Annotated in this window: 15 protein-coding genes and 1 pseudogene; 10 read left to right on the forward strand and 6 right to left on the reverse strand. The window is 64.0% G+C overall.

What is annotated here, in order from left to right; translation table 11 throughout:
- Window positions 1-37: 37 nt before the first annotated feature.
- From BMY30_RS11900 to ligD, 3 genes are read left to right on the forward strand one after another with little or no spacing between them, the layout of a single operon-like run.
- The gene (locus BMY30_RS11900) at window positions 38-1,111 is read left to right on the forward strand and encodes a tartrate dehydrogenase (RefSeq protein ID WP_089713957.1); all 1,074 of its coding nucleotides are present in this window, start codon (window positions 38-40) and stop codon (window positions 1,109-1,111) included.
- Between the two features lie 52 nt (window positions 1,112-1,163).
- The gene (locus tag BMY30_RS11905; protein WP_244516194.1) at window positions 1,164-1,802 is read left to right on the forward strand and encodes a DNA polymerase ligase N-terminal domain-containing protein; all 639 of its coding nucleotides are present in this window, start codon (window positions 1,164-1,166) and stop codon (window positions 1,800-1,802) included.
- 42 nt (window positions 1,803-1,844) lie between these two features.
- The gene (gene ligD / locus BMY30_RS11910; protein ID WP_089713961.1) at window positions 1,845-2,768 is read left to right on the forward strand and encodes a non-homologous end-joining DNA ligase; all 924 of its coding nucleotides are present in this window, start codon (window positions 1,845-1,847) and stop codon (window positions 2,766-2,768) included.
- 57 nt (window positions 2,769-2,825) lie between these two features.
- Here ligD and BMY30_RS11915 read toward each other — a convergent pair whose 3' ends face one another.
- The 5 genes and pseudogenes from BMY30_RS11915 to wrbA form a co-directional block, all read right to left on the reverse strand.
- Window positions 2,826-4,181: an erythromycin esterase family protein gene (locus BMY30_RS11915; protein WP_089713963.1), complete on the reverse strand. Its 1,356-nt coding sequence runs from the start codon at window positions 4,179-4,181 to the stop codon at window positions 2,826-2,828.
- 42 nt (window positions 4,182-4,223) lie between these two features.
- Complete coding sequence (locus tag BMY30_RS18300; protein WP_280140894.1) at window positions 4,224-5,225, reverse strand: sensor domain-containing diguanylate cyclase; 1,002 nt, start codon at window positions 5,223-5,225, stop codon at window positions 4,224-4,226.
- Window positions 5,208-5,852, reverse strand: a pseudogene (locus BMY30_RS18305) (EAL domain-containing protein); the annotation flags it as partial. The gene BMY30_RS18300 and the pseudogene BMY30_RS18305, both read right to left, overlap by 18 nt.
- A 157-nt stretch (window positions 5,853-6,009) precedes the next feature.
- Complete coding sequence (locus BMY30_RS11925) at window positions 6,010-6,492, reverse strand: hypothetical protein (protein WP_139195521.1); 483 nt, start codon at window positions 6,490-6,492, stop codon at window positions 6,010-6,012.
- Between the two features lie 324 nt (window positions 6,493-6,816).
- A complete protein-coding gene (gene wrbA / locus BMY30_RS11930; RefSeq protein ID WP_089713969.1) occupies window positions 6,817-7,413 on the reverse strand; it encodes an NAD(P)H:quinone oxidoreductase in 597 nt (198 codons plus the stop codon).
- A 395-nt stretch (window positions 7,414-7,808) separates the two neighbouring features.
- Between wrbA and BMY30_RS11935 the strand changes: the two genes are divergently transcribed.
- The 6 genes from BMY30_RS11935 to BMY30_RS11960 all read left to right on the forward strand — a co-directional run bounded on the left by BMY30_RS11935 (window position 7,809) and on the right by BMY30_RS11960 (window position 12,989).
- Window positions 7,809-8,636, forward strand: coding sequence for a DUF1338 domain-containing protein (locus tag BMY30_RS11935; RefSeq protein WP_244516195.1), 828 nt, complete (start codon window positions 7,809-7,811; stop codon window positions 8,634-8,636).
- Window positions 8,626-9,612, forward strand: a complete 987-nt coding sequence (locus tag BMY30_RS11940) for a succinylglutamate desuccinylase (protein ID WP_089714085.1) — start codon at window positions 8,626-8,628, stop codon at window positions 9,610-9,612. Before BMY30_RS11935 ends, BMY30_RS11940 begins: the two co-directional genes overlap by 11 nt.
- Window positions 9,613-9,837: 225 nt before the next feature.
- Complete coding sequence (locus tag BMY30_RS11945) at window positions 9,838-10,608, forward strand: ABC transporter ATP-binding protein (protein ID WP_089713971.1); 771 nt, start codon at window positions 9,838-9,840, stop codon at window positions 10,606-10,608.
- 24 nt (window positions 10,609-10,632) lie between these two features.
- Window positions 10,633-11,337, forward strand: a complete 705-nt coding sequence (locus tag BMY30_RS11950; protein WP_089713973.1) for an ABC transporter permease — start codon at window positions 10,633-10,635, stop codon at window positions 11,335-11,337.
- Window positions 11,337-12,068 (forward strand): ABC transporter permease, encoded by a 732-nt coding sequence (locus tag BMY30_RS11955; RefSeq protein WP_089713975.1) that lies wholly within the window; start codon window positions 11,337-11,339, stop codon window positions 12,066-12,068. Before BMY30_RS11950 ends, BMY30_RS11955 begins: the two co-directional genes overlap by 1 nt.
- 147 nt (window positions 12,069-12,215) lie before the next feature.
- The gene (locus BMY30_RS11960) at window positions 12,216-12,989 is read left to right on the forward strand and encodes a transporter substrate-binding domain-containing protein (RefSeq protein ID WP_089713977.1); all 774 of its coding nucleotides are present in this window, start codon (window positions 12,216-12,218) and stop codon (window positions 12,987-12,989) included.
- A 127-nt stretch (window positions 12,990-13,116) separates the two neighbouring features.
- Here BMY30_RS11960 and BMY30_RS11965 read toward each other — a convergent pair whose 3' ends face one another.
- On the reverse strand, window positions 13,117-14,007 hold the full coding sequence (locus tag BMY30_RS11965; protein WP_089713979.1) for a prenyltransferase: 891 nt from the start codon (window positions 14,005-14,007) through the stop codon (window positions 13,117-13,119).
- 278 nt (window positions 14,008-14,285) lie between these two features.
- Between BMY30_RS11965 and tatB the strand changes: the two genes are divergently transcribed.
- The gene (tatB, locus tag BMY30_RS11970; protein WP_089714088.1) at window positions 14,286-16,169 is read left to right on the forward strand and encodes a Sec-independent protein translocase protein TatB; all 1,884 of its coding nucleotides are present in this window, start codon (window positions 14,286-14,288) and stop codon (window positions 16,167-16,169) included.
- Window positions 16,170-16,229: the final 60 nt, after the last annotated feature.

Consider the following 16,229-nt stretch of genomic DNA (forward strand, 5'->3'; position numbering starts at 1 on the left):
CTGGCAGGCACGACCCATGCACCCAAGGAGGAATTCCATGTCCCATCGCATCGCCGTCATCCCGGGTGATGGCATCGGCAAGGAGGTGATGCCCGAGGGCCTTCGCGCCCTCGAGGCCGCCGCCGCACGCTTCGGCATCGACCTGAGCCTCGAGCATTTCGGCTTCGCCAGCTGCGACTACTACGTCGAGCACGGCAAGATGCTTCCCGACGACTGGTTCGTGCAGCTCAAGGACGCCGATGCCATCTTCTACGGCGCCGTGGGCTGGCCGGAGACGGTACCCGACCATGTCTCCCTGTGGGGCTCTTTGCTGCAGTTCCGCCGCCGCTTCGACCAGTACGTCAACCTGCGCCCCTGCAAGCTGTTGCCCGGCATCAAGAGCCCGCTGGCCGACCGCAGGCCCGGCGACATCGACTTCTACGTGGTACGCGAGAACACCGAGGGCGAGTATTCCAGCGTCGGCGGCAAGATGTTCGAGGGCACCGACCGCGAGGTGGTAATCCAGGAGACGGTGATGACTCGCACCGGGGTCGACCGGGTGCTGAAATATGCCTATGAACTGGCCAGGAGTCGGCCGCGGAAGAAGCTCACCTCGGCCACCAAGTCCAACGGCATCGCCATCACCATGCCCTGGTGGGACGAGCGGGTGGCGGCGATGTCGGAGAGCTACCCCGAGGTGAGCGTCGACAAGTTCCATATCGACATCCTCACCGCCAACTTCGTGATGCACCCCGACTGGTTCGACGTGGTGGTGGCCAGCAACCTGTTCGGCGACATCCTCTCCGACCTGGGGCCGGCCTGCACCGGCACCATCGGCGTGGCTCCCTCGGCCAACATCAATCCCGAGGGCACCTTCCCCAGCCTATTCGAACCCGTTCACGGCAGTGCCCCGGACATCTACGGCAAGGGCATTGCCAACCCCATCGGGCAGATCTGGTCCGCCGCCATGATGCTCGAGCACCTTGGCCACCCGGAAGCCGGGCAGGCGATCGTCGACGCCTTCGAGGCGGTACTCGCCGAGGGTGACAAGGCAGTGCTGACGCCGGATGTCGGCGGTCATGGCACCACCGAAACACTGGGCTGCGCCATTGCCGAACGCATCGCCGGCTGACGATGCCCGGGCGCGGCCATGGCACGATCGAAGGGCCGGAAGAGGATCCGACGTGAGCGAAAACGAGAAGACCCTGGCCCCTTACCGGAGCAAGCGCGATTTTCGCAGGTCACCCGAGCCAAGGGGCAAGGGTTCCCATGGCTGGCGGGAGGACGGCAATCCCCTCTTCGTCATCCAGCATCATGACGCCTCCTCGGAGCACTTCGATTTCCGTCTCGAGATCGACGGCACCCTCGCGTCCTGGGCGGTACCCAAGGGCCCTTCCACCGATCCTGCCGAGAAGCGCCTGGCTGTACGGGTGGAGGATCACCCCCTCGACTATGCGGATTTCGAGGGGGTGATCCCACCGGGCCAGTACGGGGCAGGCACGGTGCTGGTCTGGGATGCGGGGCCCTATCGCAACCTGAGAAGCGACGAGGATGAAGATGACCTCTCCATGAAGGAGTCACTGGAGCAGGGTCAGATCGAGGTCTGGCTGGAGGGGAGGAAGCTGCGTGGCGGCTATGCGTTGATCCACAGCAGGATGGGAGGGGACGAGAAGAACTGGCTGCTGGTCAAGATGGACGACGAGGGCGCCGATGCGCGCAGAAAGCCGACAAGCACCGAACCCGAAAGCGTGATCAGCGGCCGTACCCTCGACCAGGTCGCCGATCAGGCGCGAACTGGGCGGGGAGACGGCACCGATGAGTGATTTCATCGGCGACAATCAACGACTCGAAGAGGCTGCCTCGAAATGCCCCTCAGAAAGTACGGCCGCTACACCATCGAGACCTCTCGCGAGGAGAAGGTCCTCTTTCCCGATGATGACATCACCAAGGGGGAGCTGATCAATTACCATGAACAGTTGTTCGACACCATGGCTCCCCATCTGCGTGACAGGGCCATCGTCATGCAGCGCTTTCCCGACGGGATCGATGAGGAGGGCTTCTACCACAAGCAGGTACCCGAGCATTTCCCCGACTGGATCTCCACCACCAACGTCACCAAGCGGGAGACCGGTGATAAGCAGGCGCTCGTCGTGTGCGACAAGAAGGCCACCTTCGCCTACCTGGCCGACCAGGCCTGCATCACCCTGCATTCCTGGGCCAGCCGGATCGACAGGCCCGACTACCCCGATCGCCTGATCTTCGATCTCGATCCTCCCGGCGACACATTCGAACCGGTACGGGATGCCGCGAGAAGGCTTCGTCACCTGATGGAGGCGCTTGAGCTGCGGAGTTTCGTCCAGACGACGGGTTCCCGCGGGCTGCACCTGGTGGTTCCACTGGATGCGTCCGAGGAGTTCGACAGCGTGCGCAACTTCGCCAGGGCCTGTGCCGATCACCTGGCCGAGCGGCATCCCGACGAGTTGACCGTTGAGCAGTCCAGGCAGAAGCGTGGCAATCGACTCTACCTGGACGTCGCCCGCAATGCCTATGCCCAGACCGCCGTCACACCCTACAGCGTGCGCGCCATCGCCGGCGCTCCCGTGGCCACCCCGCTGGACTGGAAGGAACTCGAGCGCCGGGATCTCGATGCTCGCTCCTACACCCTGCACAACATCCGCCAGCGTCTCGCCCAGCGCACCGATCCCTGGGAGGGCATGTATCGCTATCGCCAAGGCCTGTCTCGCGCCCGCCAGAGGCTCGACAGGATCGCCGAAGGCGATGAACCCTGATCCTGGCGAACGCCAGTGATCACATCACTCCTGCCTTGCAGGATGCTCCCAGCGGGCTCAGAGCCCACTGGGGTAGGTTTCGGGCGGCTCGTTTTTCGTCGCCGGTGCCTGCGCCAGGGGCTCGAGGGCATGGGTCTCGTCGAGGTGCAGCATCAGGTCGTACTGTCGCGGTAGCCTGCTGTAGAAATAGTGGCTCTGACGTTCGGTCTCCGGGCGATAGATCACCCCGATGGCCCGATGCAGACGCGAGGTATCGAGAAGTTCGGTGGCCAGGTTGCGCTGGCGCAGGTCGAGAAGAAAGCGCTCGTGCTCGATCGTCTGGAACAGCTTCTCGTAGCTGCCGTCGAGAGGCGGGCGAACGCGCTTGCGCTTGCCCGGCTCGTCCCAGTCCGAGGCAGCCGTGACTTCTCCCGTGGCAGTGGAGAAGCCGACCAGGAGGCTGCCCTCGGGATATTTCTCCCGGGAAAGCTGGCCGATGTTGAACTCTCCCCGGCGTCCCATGTCGGTGGCCGCGGCATTTCCGATGTGGGAGTTGTGGGCCCAGACCACGATCCCCGCCGGCTTACCTGACCGGCGGCGAAGGTGTGACTGGAGGGCCTCGAGGGTCTCGAACATGTGGCCGTCGCGCAGGTTCCAGGAGCTGACCCGGCCGCTGAACATCAGGCGGTAGTACTCCTCGGCGTTGAGCACCACCTTGGCGTTCTGCTCGACGAAGAACTGCTGCTCCTCCGAGAGGGTATCCGGCGCGCTCAGCCGCGGCAGGATCTCGTGCTGCAGGTCGAGAAGCTGCTCGATGATCGCCTGCTCGCAGGAGGGGGTCAGGCCGAACTCCACCGACTGGCCATAGCGATGGGGTTGTTCGAGAAAGTTGTCGAGGCAGGCATAGCGCTGGCGCGCCCGCCGGGCGGCCGGGGGATCGTGCCGCTGGAGGTAGTCGATCACCGCATGGGCCGAATTGGCGAGGCTGTATAGGTCGATCCCGTAGAATCCCACCGGCCGACTGCCCTGCGGCGAGCCCCTGGACTCTCGGTTGTAGTCGGCGAGCCAGCGAATGAAGTCACGCACCTCGGTATTGGCCCACATCCAGAGGGGAAAGCGCTGGAATGCCGTCAGGGCATCCTCGGCCGTTTCCTCGGGAGAGAGGTTCCAGACATAGCGGTTGACGGCGAAAGCATCGGGCCAGTCGGCCTCCACCGCCACCGCGGCGAAACCCGCCTCCTCTATCAGGCGACGGGTGATCTCGGCGCGGATCCGGTAGAACTCCCGGGTACCATGGGAGGCTTCTCCGATCATGACGAAGGCCTTGCCGCGTGCCGCCTCGATGATGGTGTCGTAGTCACCGGCGGTGGCCTTCAGGGGCTGGGCAGCCTCCTCGATCGCCTTCACGGTCCGCTTGTCGACATCGCTGTTCATGCTCGACCCTCCTGCGTTGGTTCATCCTCGCAATCGCTGTGGTTAGTCGATGGTGGCGTAACGGGTCCACTCTCCCGCCCAGATACTGTCCAGCGTCGCGTTCTCGTCGAAGGTCGCGGAGGCGACATATATATGGCAATCGATGCCTGGCTTGCCATCAGGACGCTGACTGATCCACTCCAGAATGGCGATCTCGAGTTCTTCACATAGCGCCCTTACCTCTCCCAGGGTGGCCTCCATCAAGAGGACCACGACATCATTGCCATAGCGCCCCACCAGTTCGGCCGGTGTGGCGGCTGTGGTGATGACCGACCCCAGTTGCTGAATCAACTCATCAACTGCTGCATCGCCATGCCGCTCCTGAATGCTGGGGATATTGGTCACGCTTACTTTGGCCAGGACCGTATTGAACCCGAATTGTCGGCACAGCGAGAGGGCCGAGTTGGCCCGGATCAGAAACATCGATTCGTCGAGTAGCCCAGAGGTATTGTCCCGGGTAACCGGGAACCTCGCCGCGAGTTCCTCCTCGACATGCTCCGCCAGATAGGACAACAGCTCTTTTTCATGTTCCTCGAGCCTGCGCGGCTGAGTCTCGATGATGCACAGGCTGCCGAGCTTCTCTCCGGTGGCCAGGCAGAGAGGCTGCCCCGCATAGAAGCGGATATAGGGAGGTCCCGTGACCAGCGGATTCTCGCTGAAGCGCTCGTCCCGGCGGGCATCCGGCACCTCCATGAGCTCATCACGCTGGATGGTCGAGTGGCAGAAGGCGATATCCCGCGGCGTTTCCTGCACCTCCAGTCCTTGGCGTGACTTGAACCATTGCCGATCACGATCGACCATCGTGATGAGAGTGACGGGAACCTCCAGCAGGTGCTGCGCCAGGCGTGTCAGGCGGTCGAAGCGTTCTTCGGGGGAAGTGTCCAGCAGGCCGGTGGCCCTGAGGGCCTCGAGACGCTGAGCTTCACGCTGGCGTTCGCGAACACGAAACCATTCGAGGACCTCCGACCCCGGAAGTGGCGGGGATACCAGGTCGCCCTGAACCACGGGACCACCGAGTTCGCGCAGACAATCCATCGTCGCCTGGTCCTCGACTCCGGCAACCGTCAGGATCAACCCTTGGCGATGACCGAGATCGATGATCGAGCGCAGCCTGTCACGGGTCTCGTTGGATAGCGTCGTGACCAGGCCTCTGTCTGCCTTGATCTCCGTGAAGAGGGATGAATCACCTTCCAGCCGGGCCACCATCGAGACCCCATCGAGACAGAGTCGAAACCCACGGGCTATCGGGTCCTCCAGGGACTCGAGGGCCGCGGCATTACCCAGAATGCCAGTTGCAGCAATCTCGAGAGTGATCGTGTGGGTAGAGATGCAATGGTCACGGCAGTGCTGCTCGAGACTCTCGAACAGTCTCGGCCAGCTCGGCGAATGCGTCGGGAGGGGCAGCGACAGACGGAGAGCTTCCAGCACGCGACTCCCGAAGAGCTCGTGAGAGGCCGTGTCACGCCAATGATTCAGCCAGGTCAGGGATGGCCTCGCCTTCTCTGCTACCAGCTCATCGATAATCCCCCGAGCCTCTGCCATTTCCAGGAGATCCCGGGCCTCTACGCTTCCCACCTCGGGCCGAGACCAGCGCGGAAACGCCTCGAAACCTTCCAGGGTCCCGGTGCGACAGTAGACCCTGGGGGAAAGAACACCTCCAGCTGCCGGGCGGCGAGTGCCGCTCCCAGGTCGTCATTCATGACACGTTGATGAGCTGAAGACGGCTCGGAAGAGCTCTCTGAGGGGATATTCATCCAGGCACTCCCTGACATCCAAGCCGGTAACGAGCCTAACCCAGAGATTCCTGGACCTCCTCGAGAACCCGGCAGGCATTGTCCTTCTGTATGACGAACTGTCTGAGAATGACACAAAGTTGATGGGTACTGCAGGAATCCAGCATCAGGCGATAGAACTGCCATGAGTTACAGGCAGCAACCAGCACCTGGGCCAGGGTAAGCTTGGCGATGTCGTCGTCCAGCACGAAGAAATGCTGACGACGCAGTTCCGCCTGCAATTCGGGACTGATGCTGCGGTTCCCGAGTTTCTCACCCATGCCCAGGGCCTCAGCCGTCTCCACCAGGCTATCCAGCCTCTCTTCACACTCGAGGCCGAGGGCGACCATCAGCCGACTGATGGAAGGGTGGGTGGGCAGGAAGCATAGGGCGAATCCGCGGTAACGGTGCATCTCCTCGATCTCGTGGTCCCGGACCAGGAGAAACTCCTCTTCGGGTAGGCAGCAACGGATCGGGCTTTCAAGCATCCTCTTCGACATTATCCTGTTCCCCCTGTCATCGAGCCTCATGCGCTCTACCTCAGAAGTAACCATGAGATGCTCTGGCAGGGAATTGATTCAGGTTAAGCCGATATCAAAAATCGCGAAATACGAGGTATCTGGTGATCGAGATCAATTTCGGCTCACCGTCTCTTCAGGCTTCCACTTCAGGTCGCCGGCTTGCGATACCAGTGGGTCCTTTTCAGGAGGATCAGCAGTGTCTTCTCCTGCAGGCTCGAGGCGCAGGTGTAATTGAAGGGGGCATGATGAAGTACGCCCCGCACGGCTGACCGGGCGAGGCGTAACAAGTGACGATAGAAATTGTCAGGAAGCGAGCTTGGCGGCAATGCCTGCCACATGCTCACCCTGGAAGCGAGCGATCGTGAGTTCGCGCTCGTCGGGTTGGCGAGAGCCGTCGCCACCGGCGATGGTCGAGGCACCATAGGGATTGCCGCCGCCGGCCTGGTCGAAGATATACTGCTCGTCGATGCCATAGCCCAACGGCACGATCACCATGCCGTGGTGAGCCAGGGTGTGCCAGAAGGAAGTAATGGTGGTCTCCTGTCCGCCGCCGGTACCGGTGGAGGTAAAGACACTGGCCACCTTGCCACGCAGCTTGCCGTTCGCCCAGAGGCCCCCAGTCTGGTCGAGGAAGGTGCGCATCTGGGCAGACATGTTACCGAAGCGGGTCGGGCTGCCGAAGATCACACCGTCGTATTCAGCCAGCTCCTCGGGGCTCGCTTCGGGGGTATCGAAGGACTGGCCGCCGGCCTTGGCAAAGGCATCGGCCGGCATGGTTTCGGGGACACGCTTGAGGGTGACCTCGACGCCTTCGACGCTGCCCGCTCCTTCGGCCACGGTGCGGGCCAGGGTATCGATATGGCCGTACATGGAATGGTAGAGCACCAGAATCCGGGTCATTGCATTGCCTCCTTTCGCTTTCAATCGTGTGCAAGAAACCAGTGTAGAATCGACAGAAACGAAAGGAAGCGAAGAAATTCGACGCTATCAGTCGATATGGTCGAAATATCACACCCTGCGCCACGCTCCCTCGAGGATCCGCACCCGGTCCGCGGCCAGCTTGTCGCGCATGTTGCTTTTCTGATAGCACGGAATGCCGCCAGTCTAGTCGCAGAAGATCGAGTGGCCCATCGTGCAAAGGTCACGGCGGGTGAGAAATCCGGGCAAGCTGGTGTTGATCGAGATTTATACGCCGGGCCCCGCCACTTTCATCTGACCGACCCTCGTCCTTGAGTCCCCCGACGACGGGCAGGATGGTGTCGCCAGCCACCACAACATCGACAACAGGTATCCACATGCCTCACGACATGACCCTCGAGCAGTTCTTCTCACGCCTCTGGGACGACTACACCGCCATGACGCCCCAGGCGAGCCGTATCCATGATGCCCTGGTCGCCGATGGCGAGACCATCGTCAACGACCATGTCGCCTTCCGCACCTTCGACCGCGGCCCCATCTGCCTCGCCGACCTGGAGCCCCACCTGCTGGCGCTGGGCTACACCCCGCTGGAGCCCTACGACTTCGACGCCAAGAAGCTGCGTGCCTGGGGCTACCTGCCGCCGCGTGAGGACCAGCCCCGGGTGTTCCTGTCAGAGCTCAAGTGCAGCGAGCTCTCGGCCCCTGCCCGGGAGATCATCGACGAGCTGGTCGCGCAGATCGATCCTGCCCGGATCGCCTCGCCCGAGGTGATGTGGGCCGGCCGTCTCTGGGAAGCGCCGACCTGGGAGGCATACCGCACCCTGGCGGAGGAGAGCGAGTACGCTGCCTGGCTGTCGATCATCGGCCTGCGGGCCAACCACTTCACGATCAGCGTCAACCACCTGCGTCGCCACGACACCCTCGAGAAGCTGCTGGCCAAGGTCGAATCGCTGGGACTCTCCATCAATGCCTCCGGCGGACGCATCAAGGGCTCCCCCGAGGTACTGCTGGAGCAGGCTTCGACGCTCGCCGACCGCATGCCCTTCACCTTCTCCGGCGGCCGAGTCGAGGAGATCCCTACCTGCTACTACGAGTTCGCCCGTCGTTACCCGGATGCCGACGGCCGGCTCTACCAGGGCTTCGTCGCCGCCAGCGCCGACCGCATCTTCGAGTCCACCGACGCCCGTCCCGGCCATGCTGACTGAGTGGCTCGACCACAGCCTGGAAGGCCGCACCCCCTCCCCTGCCGAGGGTAAGGCCCCCGGGGGGCGGTTCCGGCTGGTCGCCCCGGGGGTGCTCGAGCTCGTGCCGGACGTCCCCGCGACGCAGGCGAGCGCCTGCGTGATCTCGGTCGGCATCCATGGCAACGAGACCGCCCCCATGGAACTGCTGGGCGAGAGCCTCGCCCGGCTGGAAGCCGGGATGCTTCGCCTCGGGGCCCCGCTGTTGGTGATCCTGGGTAACCCCGAGGCGATCCGGCGCGGCGAGCGCTATGTCGACACCAACCTCAATCGGCTGTTTTGCCGCGACCTCGAGGAGGCGGGTGACGAACCCGACCGTGCCCGGGCGCTGATGGCCGCGTTGGACGCCTTCTATGCCCGCCATCCCGACCGGCCCCGCCTGCACTACGACCTGCACACGGCGATCCGCGGCAGCCGCTACCCTCGCTTTGTGGTCGAGCCCTTCGCCGAATCGCCGACACCCCCCGAACAATGGCGCTGGCTGGCCGCCGCCGGCATCCAGGCGGTGCTTCACCAGCACCGTCACAGCTGGACCTTCTCGCACTACTCGAAGCACTACCATGGTGCGGCGGCCTTCACCCTCGAACTGGGCCGTGCCCTGCCGTTCGGCCACAACGACCTGGCGCCCCTGGCGCCCATGGGCCGGCTGCTCGAGGCACTGATCGAGGGCCGCGAGCCGGCTGCCGGCGACCCCGGCGCAATGACCTTCTTCCGCGCCGAGCATGAGCTGGTGCGCCACAGCGAGGCGTTCCGGCTCTGCTTTCCCGACGATACACCCAACTTCAGCGAGTTCCCGCCGGGCACGCCGCTGGCGGAAGACGCCGTCGCCGGCGAGACCCGTGTCGGCGAGACCCCCCTCTCGGTGGTCTTTCCCAACGCCAAGGTCGAGCTCGGCGCCCGGGCAGCGCTGCTGGTAGTGCCGAGCCCGCCACCGGGCTGACGTCACAGCCCCGGCACCCCACAACAACAATCACCAGGAGATTCCCCATGCACCCTGCCACCCCCGTTCCGGACCAAGGTAGAATACCCGGCGCGTCGCGGTCCCCTTCCGGATATCCTCCGGCCTGTTAAAATCGCCACCTTTTTTGATCCCCGGTTTTTGATTCCCGGCCCGCGCTGGCCGACCCTCGATGCGGCGGACCGCCCACGATCTGGAGCCCGTTCCATGGCCGATACCCCGATTCCGCTGGAAGTGCGCAACATCACCAAGCGCTTCGGCGACACCGAGGTCCTCAAGGGCCTCTCCCTGAAGGCCCACAAGGGCGATGTGATCACCCTGATCGGCGCCTCCGGTTCCGGCAAGAGCACCTTCCTGCGTTGCATGAACCTGCTCGAGCAACCCGACGAGGGTGAGGTGTTCGTCCACGGCGAAGAGATCCGCTTCAAGCAGACGAAGCACGGACGCGAGCCGGCCGACTGGAAGCAGGTCGTGCGCATGCGCGCCAAGCTCTCCATGGTCTTCCAGAGCTTCAACCTCTGGGCCCACATGACGCTGCTCGAGAACGTCATCGAGGCACCGGTCCATGTACTCGGCAAGCCCAGGAAGGAGGCCATCGCCCATGCCCGACAATTGCTCGAACGGGTGGGCCTGGGGGAACACGCCGACTACTACCCGGCCCAGATGTCCGGCGGCCAGCAGCAGCGTGGCGCCATCGCCCGGGCCCTGGCCATGGACCCGGAGGTGATGCTCTTCGACGAGCCCACCTCGGCGCTGGACCCGGAACTGGTCGGCGACGTGCTGAAGGTCATGCGCGACCTCGCCAAGGAGGGCCGCACCATGATCGTGGTCACCCACGAGATGGCCTTCGCCCGCGACGTCTCCTCCGAGGTGATCTATCTCCACCAGGGCCGGGTCGAGGAAGCCGGCCCGCCGCAGGATGTGCTGGGCAACCCGCGTTCCGAGCGGCTCAAGCAGTTCCTCGCGCCCAAGCACTGAGGCAGCCCGGATGAGGAGACACCCATGATCGACCTGCATGGCTACGGCCCGCGTCTCGCGGAAGGTGCCCTGATCACCATCGAGCTTGCGCTACTTTCGCTGGTCCTTGCCATCGTGCTGGGCCTGCTCACCGCCAGCGCCAAGATGTCGCGCAGCCGGGTGGCCCATGGCATCGGCACCCTCTACACCACCGTCATCCGCGGCGTGCCTGACCTGGTGCTGATGATGCTGATGTTCTTCGGTGGCCAGATCGGCATCAACATGGTCACCGACCAGCTCTACGAGCGTTTCGGGTGGGACATCTTCGTCAACGTCAACGCGTTCGTCGCCGGCGTCATCACCATCGGGCTGATCTTTGGCGCCTACATGGGCGAGACCTTCCGCGGCGCCTTCCTGGCGGTAGACAGCGGCCAGATCGAGGCCGGGCGTGCCTACGGCATGAACCACTGGCTGGTGTTCCGGCGTATCCGCTTCCCGCAGATGATGCGCCACGCCATCCCGGGCCTCTCCAACAACTGGATGGTGCTGCTCAAGACCACCGCCCTGGTCTCGGTGATCGGCCTCACCGACATGGTCCGCGTGGCCGCCGAGGCCTCCAAGGCAACTCGCGAGCCCTTCACCTTCATGATCATCGTCGCCGCCGTCTACCTGCTGATCGCCACGGTCTCGGAATGGGGCTTCGCACGGCTGCAGAAACGCTATGACGTCGGCTACCGGGAGGCGGACTGATGGAAGCCCTGATGACCTGGCTGGAAGCCCAGCTCGCCGACAACAGCATCTTCACCCTGCAGACCCTCGGCTACTACGGCGAGGGCCTGGTCACCACCGTGCAGCTGGTGTTCCTGTCGCTGATCATTGGCCTGGTGATGGCGGTACCGCTGGCCATCGGCCGCGGCTCGAAGCACCGCTGGGTGAGCCTGCCGATCTTTCTCTACTGCTATGTGTTCCGCGGAACGCCGCTGCTGGTGCAGCTCTACCTGATCTATTACGGCGTGGTCTTCGTTGACGGGATCCAGGAGACCTGGCTGTGGGTGATCCTCGAGAAGCCCTTCGTGCCGGCGCTGATCGCCTTCACCCTCAACACCGCGGCCTACACCACCGAGATATTCCGCGGCGCCATCAAGTCCACGGCCCGGGGCGAGATCGAGGCGGCGCGGGCCTACGGCATGTCCCGCGGGCTGATGCTGCGGCGCATCGTGCTGCCCAGCGCCTTCCGGCGCGCCCTGCCTGCCTATGGCAACGAGGTCATCTTCATGCTCCACGCCAGCGCAATCGCCAGCGTGGTCACCATCATGGACCTGACCGGGGCGGCCCGCTTCGTCTATGCGCGCTACTACGCGCCCTTCGATGCCTTCCTGTTCGTGGCGGCCATCTATCTCTGCCTGACGTTCGCCATCCTCTACCTGTTCCGCTACCTGGAACGGCGCCTGCTGGCGCACCTCAAGCCGGCCAGCGGCTGACAGGCGACGACACGCAGCGTAATACAAGCGTTGGGAACCGGCGTTTGAAAGCGGCCGGCTCCCCCTTCCGACGACCCCCGGCATCCGCTATGGTGGTCGCGTCGTCACCCACAAGGTGACCCCACCAACAACACGGGAAAACACCCCATGAAGCTACACAAGATCCTGAGTCTCGGCGTGTTCGGCGCCGCCCTGGTCGCCGGCAGCTCCCATGCCGAGGTCCGCGACATCCGCATCGGCGTCGACGTGCCCTACGAGCCCATGGAATACCGCACCCCCGAGGGTGAGCTGACCGGGTTCGACATCGATCTGGGCAACGCCCTGTGCGCCGAGATCGGTATCCAGTGCGAGTGGGTCGTGCAGGGCTGGGACGGCATCATCCCCGGCCTGCAGGCGCGCAAGTACGACGCCATCATGTCCTCGATGACCATCAACGAGCAGCGTCGCGAGCAGGTGCTGTTCTCCGATCCCTACATCACCCCGCCCTCGGCCTGGTTCGCCCCCGAGGACGTCGAGATCGGCACTCCCTCCGAGGAGAACCTCGAGGGCATGACCCTCGGCGTGCAGCGCGGCACCCTGCAGGACAACTACGTGACCGACATGTACGGCGACGTGGCCGACGTCAACCGCTACGCCACCGCTGACGACATGGTGCTGGACATGGATTCGGGCCGCCTGGACGCGGTGTTCCTCGACTTCCCGATCGGCAAGTCTACCCTGCTCGAGAGCGAGGCCGGTGACTACAAGCTGGTCGGCGAGAAGATCACCGAGCCCAAGGAGTACTTCGGCGAGGGCTTCGGCATCGCCTTCCGCCAGCGCGACCAGAAACTGGCCGAGGCCTTCAACGAGGCCCTGGCGACGCTGCAGGACAATGGCACCTACGACGAGATCTTCGAGAAATATTTCGGCAGCGATCAATAAAGGCCGTCGAAGTACCGCCCGCAAACGCCCCGGCCAGCCGGGGCGTTTGCTCTTGACGGATCAGTGTCCGCGACGCTGAGCGCATCGACTCCCGTCAACCGTATGGGCGCTGCAGTCGAGGCGAGAGCTATGCCCACCATAGCCCGATGACCAGCAGTCCAAGCGTCGTCAGCAGGGTGGCCACATTGATACCCAGGACCCTGAGCAACGTCTCTCGCTCCTCCAGGGCGTCGGGCAGGTCCCGAATCACCCAGAAGGCAGCAGGTATCGCCAGCCAAGCGAGCCAGACTTCCGACGGCAAGGCTCCGCCCAGTTGACCCAGAGCGATCAAGGCATAGGCGCCCAGCAACAGCGCCATCACCAGCCGTGACGCCGGTTTCAGACCCAGCACGATGGGCAGGTGGCGGCGACCGTTGCGGCGATCGGCCTCGAGGTCTGGAAACTGGTTAAGCAACAGCAGTTCACTGACCAGCAACAATGAGACTCCCGCTATAATCACTGCGGTCACATCGACCTGCCCTCCCAGGGCCACCAGGGTACCCAGCACCATCACCGGACCGAAGCCCAACCCGGGCGCCAGCAGGCACAGCCAGGGCAAGCGGGTAATCCACCGCGTATAGGCCCCCACCAGGCCCACCCCACTCAGGCCGATAACCAGCATCGGCCAGCCCCGTAGCCACAGGAAATAGGCACCGATCGCCACCACGCCCGCCAGCGCCCCCACCCCGGCCGCCAGCACGCCAGGGGCCGCGTGGGGCGTCTCTGGCAGGGCCCCGCTTCCCCCGGAGAAGGGCGTTCGATACGTCATCAGATCGAGGCCCGAGCGGAAGTCCTCGTATTCATTGAGCAGATTGACGGCCGCATGCGCCAGCACCCCGCCAATCAGTACCAACACGACGTCAAGGACAGAGAGGGAGACCGGCTGGCGAGCCGCCAGCAGGATGCCCAGCAATACACAGAGCGGCGCCAACACCAGAAAGTTGGGACGAGCGGCTCTTGCTACGGTAACGGTCGACATGGCCTCTCCCCATGGGCACGGATGCAAGCCGGATAGGATATCGATATCTACTCTCCGAATGTTTCAGAAAGCAGTCAATCAATCCCGCTTTATTGACATACATCAAGCTGGTTCGAGTTCGAGCTGGCAGGCCACCTCCATCACTGCCTAGATAAGGATTATCACCCTGTCGCCATCAACGACATGACCTACCCATACCCTGCCCGAAGAAGCATCGCGTGAGGGCTCAGCGCGGCCGAGGAGGCCAGACATGAAGCGTACTCTCCACCGTGGCAGACATGTTTGACATCAGCAGTTGGGAACTGGTGGTGGTTGGCCTTGTCGCCCTGGTGGTCACCGGCCCCGAACGCTTGCCACGGGTCGTCCGCACCCTGGGTCTGTGGACCGGCAAGATAAAGGCCGCTTGTGTTTCCTTGCACAAGGAGTTCGAACGCGAAGCTCTCGCCGGAAACATACAGGAAATGCGACAGGAGCTGGAGCAGGTCAGCCATGACGTAGAGCGCAGCGTGCTCGACGTGGTCGATATCGATCGTGACTATCGACGCATCGACCCTGTCGGCAGAACCACCCCGACAGCCCACAAGCCAACACCCGATGCCCCTCGCCAGGACGGAGTCGCCATGAGACAGGCCCCCTTGAGCCACACGATCCTGACCCGAGTCGCTCCAGGCCAGGGAGCGGTAGACAAGGTCGTCTACCAGTCCGATGGCGTCGTAGCCCTCATCGGTGATCGGGGGCCGTCGTTACTGGCCATGGCGGAAACCTTTTCCCAGGGCACGATCATCGCCATTGCCCCCGGTCTCGATGACGAGCAGACACCCGTCGGATGGACGGCTTTCGATGCAAGGGTGACCGGCATCGAAGGATGGCTGGGCGACTTCCGACTCGAATCGGTCATGACGGATTCGAACACACCCCGGCAGGTGACCGCCGACATCGTCATCGACCTCTCGAAGACGCCGACGCTCGGGCAGCAGGTCAGTCCGCCGGGCTACCTGCAAGGCCGCAGCTCGCCCTCGCCATCGACCCTCGCTGCCGAGGCCCGGGAGCTGGTGGGGTCCTTCGAGAAACCCCGATACTTCCGGTATACCCCTGAAATCTGCGCGCACGAGATCGCCGGCCAGACGGGCTGCACGCGATGTCTCGACGTCTGTGCCGCCGATGCCATCCGCTCCGAAGGTACCCTGATTCACGTCGAACCCCACCTCTGCCAGGGATGCAGTGCCTGCACGCTGGCTTGCCCGACCGGTGCCCTGAGCGTCGCCCAGCCTCGCCGTCTCGACCTGCTGGAGCGCATGCACACCCTCATCGATGCACTCGACACGCCTCCGTCGACACTCCACGTGATAGCCGAAGGCGCCCCCATCGACCCCGACGTCGGCACGTCCGTCGAGGTGTCTGCCACGCTTGAGGTTCCCGTGATCGCCAACTTCGGCGAGGAACTCTGGTTCGCGGCCCTGGCCCACGGCGTCCATCGCGTGGTGCTGTGGCCCGAGGCCGGAATGCCCGCCGACACCCGCCAACTACTCGACAGGCGCCTGGCCGATGTCGCCTGCATTACCGAGGCCATGGGCCTGGGACGAGGTGCCGTCACCTTCGGCGGCGACCGCCGGGACGACACGCCTGACACCGCCACTTTACGGCCCGGCTCCCGCGAGCCGCTTACCGTCTCCCGGGACTCACGCAAGCGTGAGCTGCTCAATGCCGCCCTACGGCGCTGGCAGGAAAGCCAGTTGCCCGGGAGTCACGAGACCTTCGAATTACCGGCCGGATCGCCGATCGGAGGCATCTCGGTGGATCCCGAGACCTGTGTGATGTGCTCGGTATGTGCCCGTTCCTGCCCGACGGCCTCGATTCGCTACGGCGAGAACACGCAGACCGCCAGGCTGGAACTTGCCGAGGCCAACTGCATCCAGTGTGGCCTCTGCGAGCGGCTCTGCCCGGAAGATGCCATCACCCTGCAACCTCGGCTGGTGTCCGCGGAACGACGCTATCGATGGCAGCCCCTCAATGAGGCGCCACTCGCCACCTGCGACGCCTGCGGCAGCCCGCACATGCCCGAGCCCCTGCTCGAATCGATGATCGGCAAGCTGGCGACGACCGGCGCCGCCGATATCGAACGACAATTTCGACGCTGCCCCGCCTGCCGTCATGGCCAGTGACGACAGTCAGCGGGCAGCACCCTGACGACGACGAACACCGCGGGTCGTGTCGGATCGCTG

Origin of the sequence: Halomonas daqiaonensis (assembly GCF_900109725.1) — a bacterium.
GTDB lineage: Bacteria > Pseudomonadota > Gammaproteobacteria > Pseudomonadales > Halomonadaceae > Halomonas > Halomonas daqiaonensis.

Excerpts from the sequence above, each read along its gene's own strand:
- BMY30_RS11925 (WP_139195521.1), bottom strand. The coding sequence starts at position 6,492 with ATGTCGAAGAGGATGCTTGAAAGCCCGATCCGTTGCTGCCTACCCGAA.
- ligD (WP_089713961.1), top strand. The coding sequence starts at position 1,845 with ATGCCCCTCAGAAAGTACGGCCGCTACACCATCGAGACCTCTCGCGAG.
- BMY30_RS11935 (WP_244516195.1), top strand. The coding sequence starts at position 7,809 with ATGCCTCACGACATGACCCTCGAGCAGTTCTTCTCACGCCTCTGGGAC.
- BMY30_RS11900 (WP_089713957.1), top strand. The coding sequence starts at position 38 with ATGTCCCATCGCATCGCCGTCATCCCGGGTGATGGCATCGGCAAGGAG.
- BMY30_RS11950 (WP_089713973.1), top strand. The coding sequence starts at position 10,633 with ATGATCGACCTGCATGGCTACGGCCCGCGTCTCGCGGAAGGTGCCCTG.
- wrbA (WP_089713969.1), bottom strand. The coding sequence starts at position 7,413 with ATGACCCGGATTCTGGTGCTCTACCATTCCATGTACGGCCATATCGAT.
- BMY30_RS11965 (WP_089713979.1), bottom strand. The coding sequence starts at position 14,007 with ATGTCGACCGTTACCGTAGCAAGAGCCGCTCGTCCCAACTTTCTGGTG.
- tatB (WP_089714088.1), top strand. The coding sequence starts at position 14,286 with ATGTTTGACATCAGCAGTTGGGAACTGGTGGTGGTTGGCCTTGTCGCC.
- BMY30_RS11955 (WP_089713975.1), top strand. The coding sequence starts at position 11,337 with ATGGAAGCCCTGATGACCTGGCTGGAAGCCCAGCTCGCCGACAACAGC.
- BMY30_RS11960 (WP_089713977.1), top strand. The coding sequence starts at position 12,216 with ATGAAGCTACACAAGATCCTGAGTCTCGGCGTGTTCGGCGCCGCCCTG.
- BMY30_RS11915 (WP_089713963.1), bottom strand. The coding sequence starts at position 4,181 with ATGAACAGCGATGTCGACAAGCGGACCGTGAAGGCGATCGAGGAGGCT.
- BMY30_RS11940 (WP_089714085.1), top strand. The coding sequence starts at position 8,626 with ATGCTGACTGAGTGGCTCGACCACAGCCTGGAAGGCCGCACCCCCTCC.
- BMY30_RS11945 (WP_089713971.1), top strand. The coding sequence starts at position 9,838 with ATGGCCGATACCCCGATTCCGCTGGAAGTGCGCAACATCACCAAGCGC.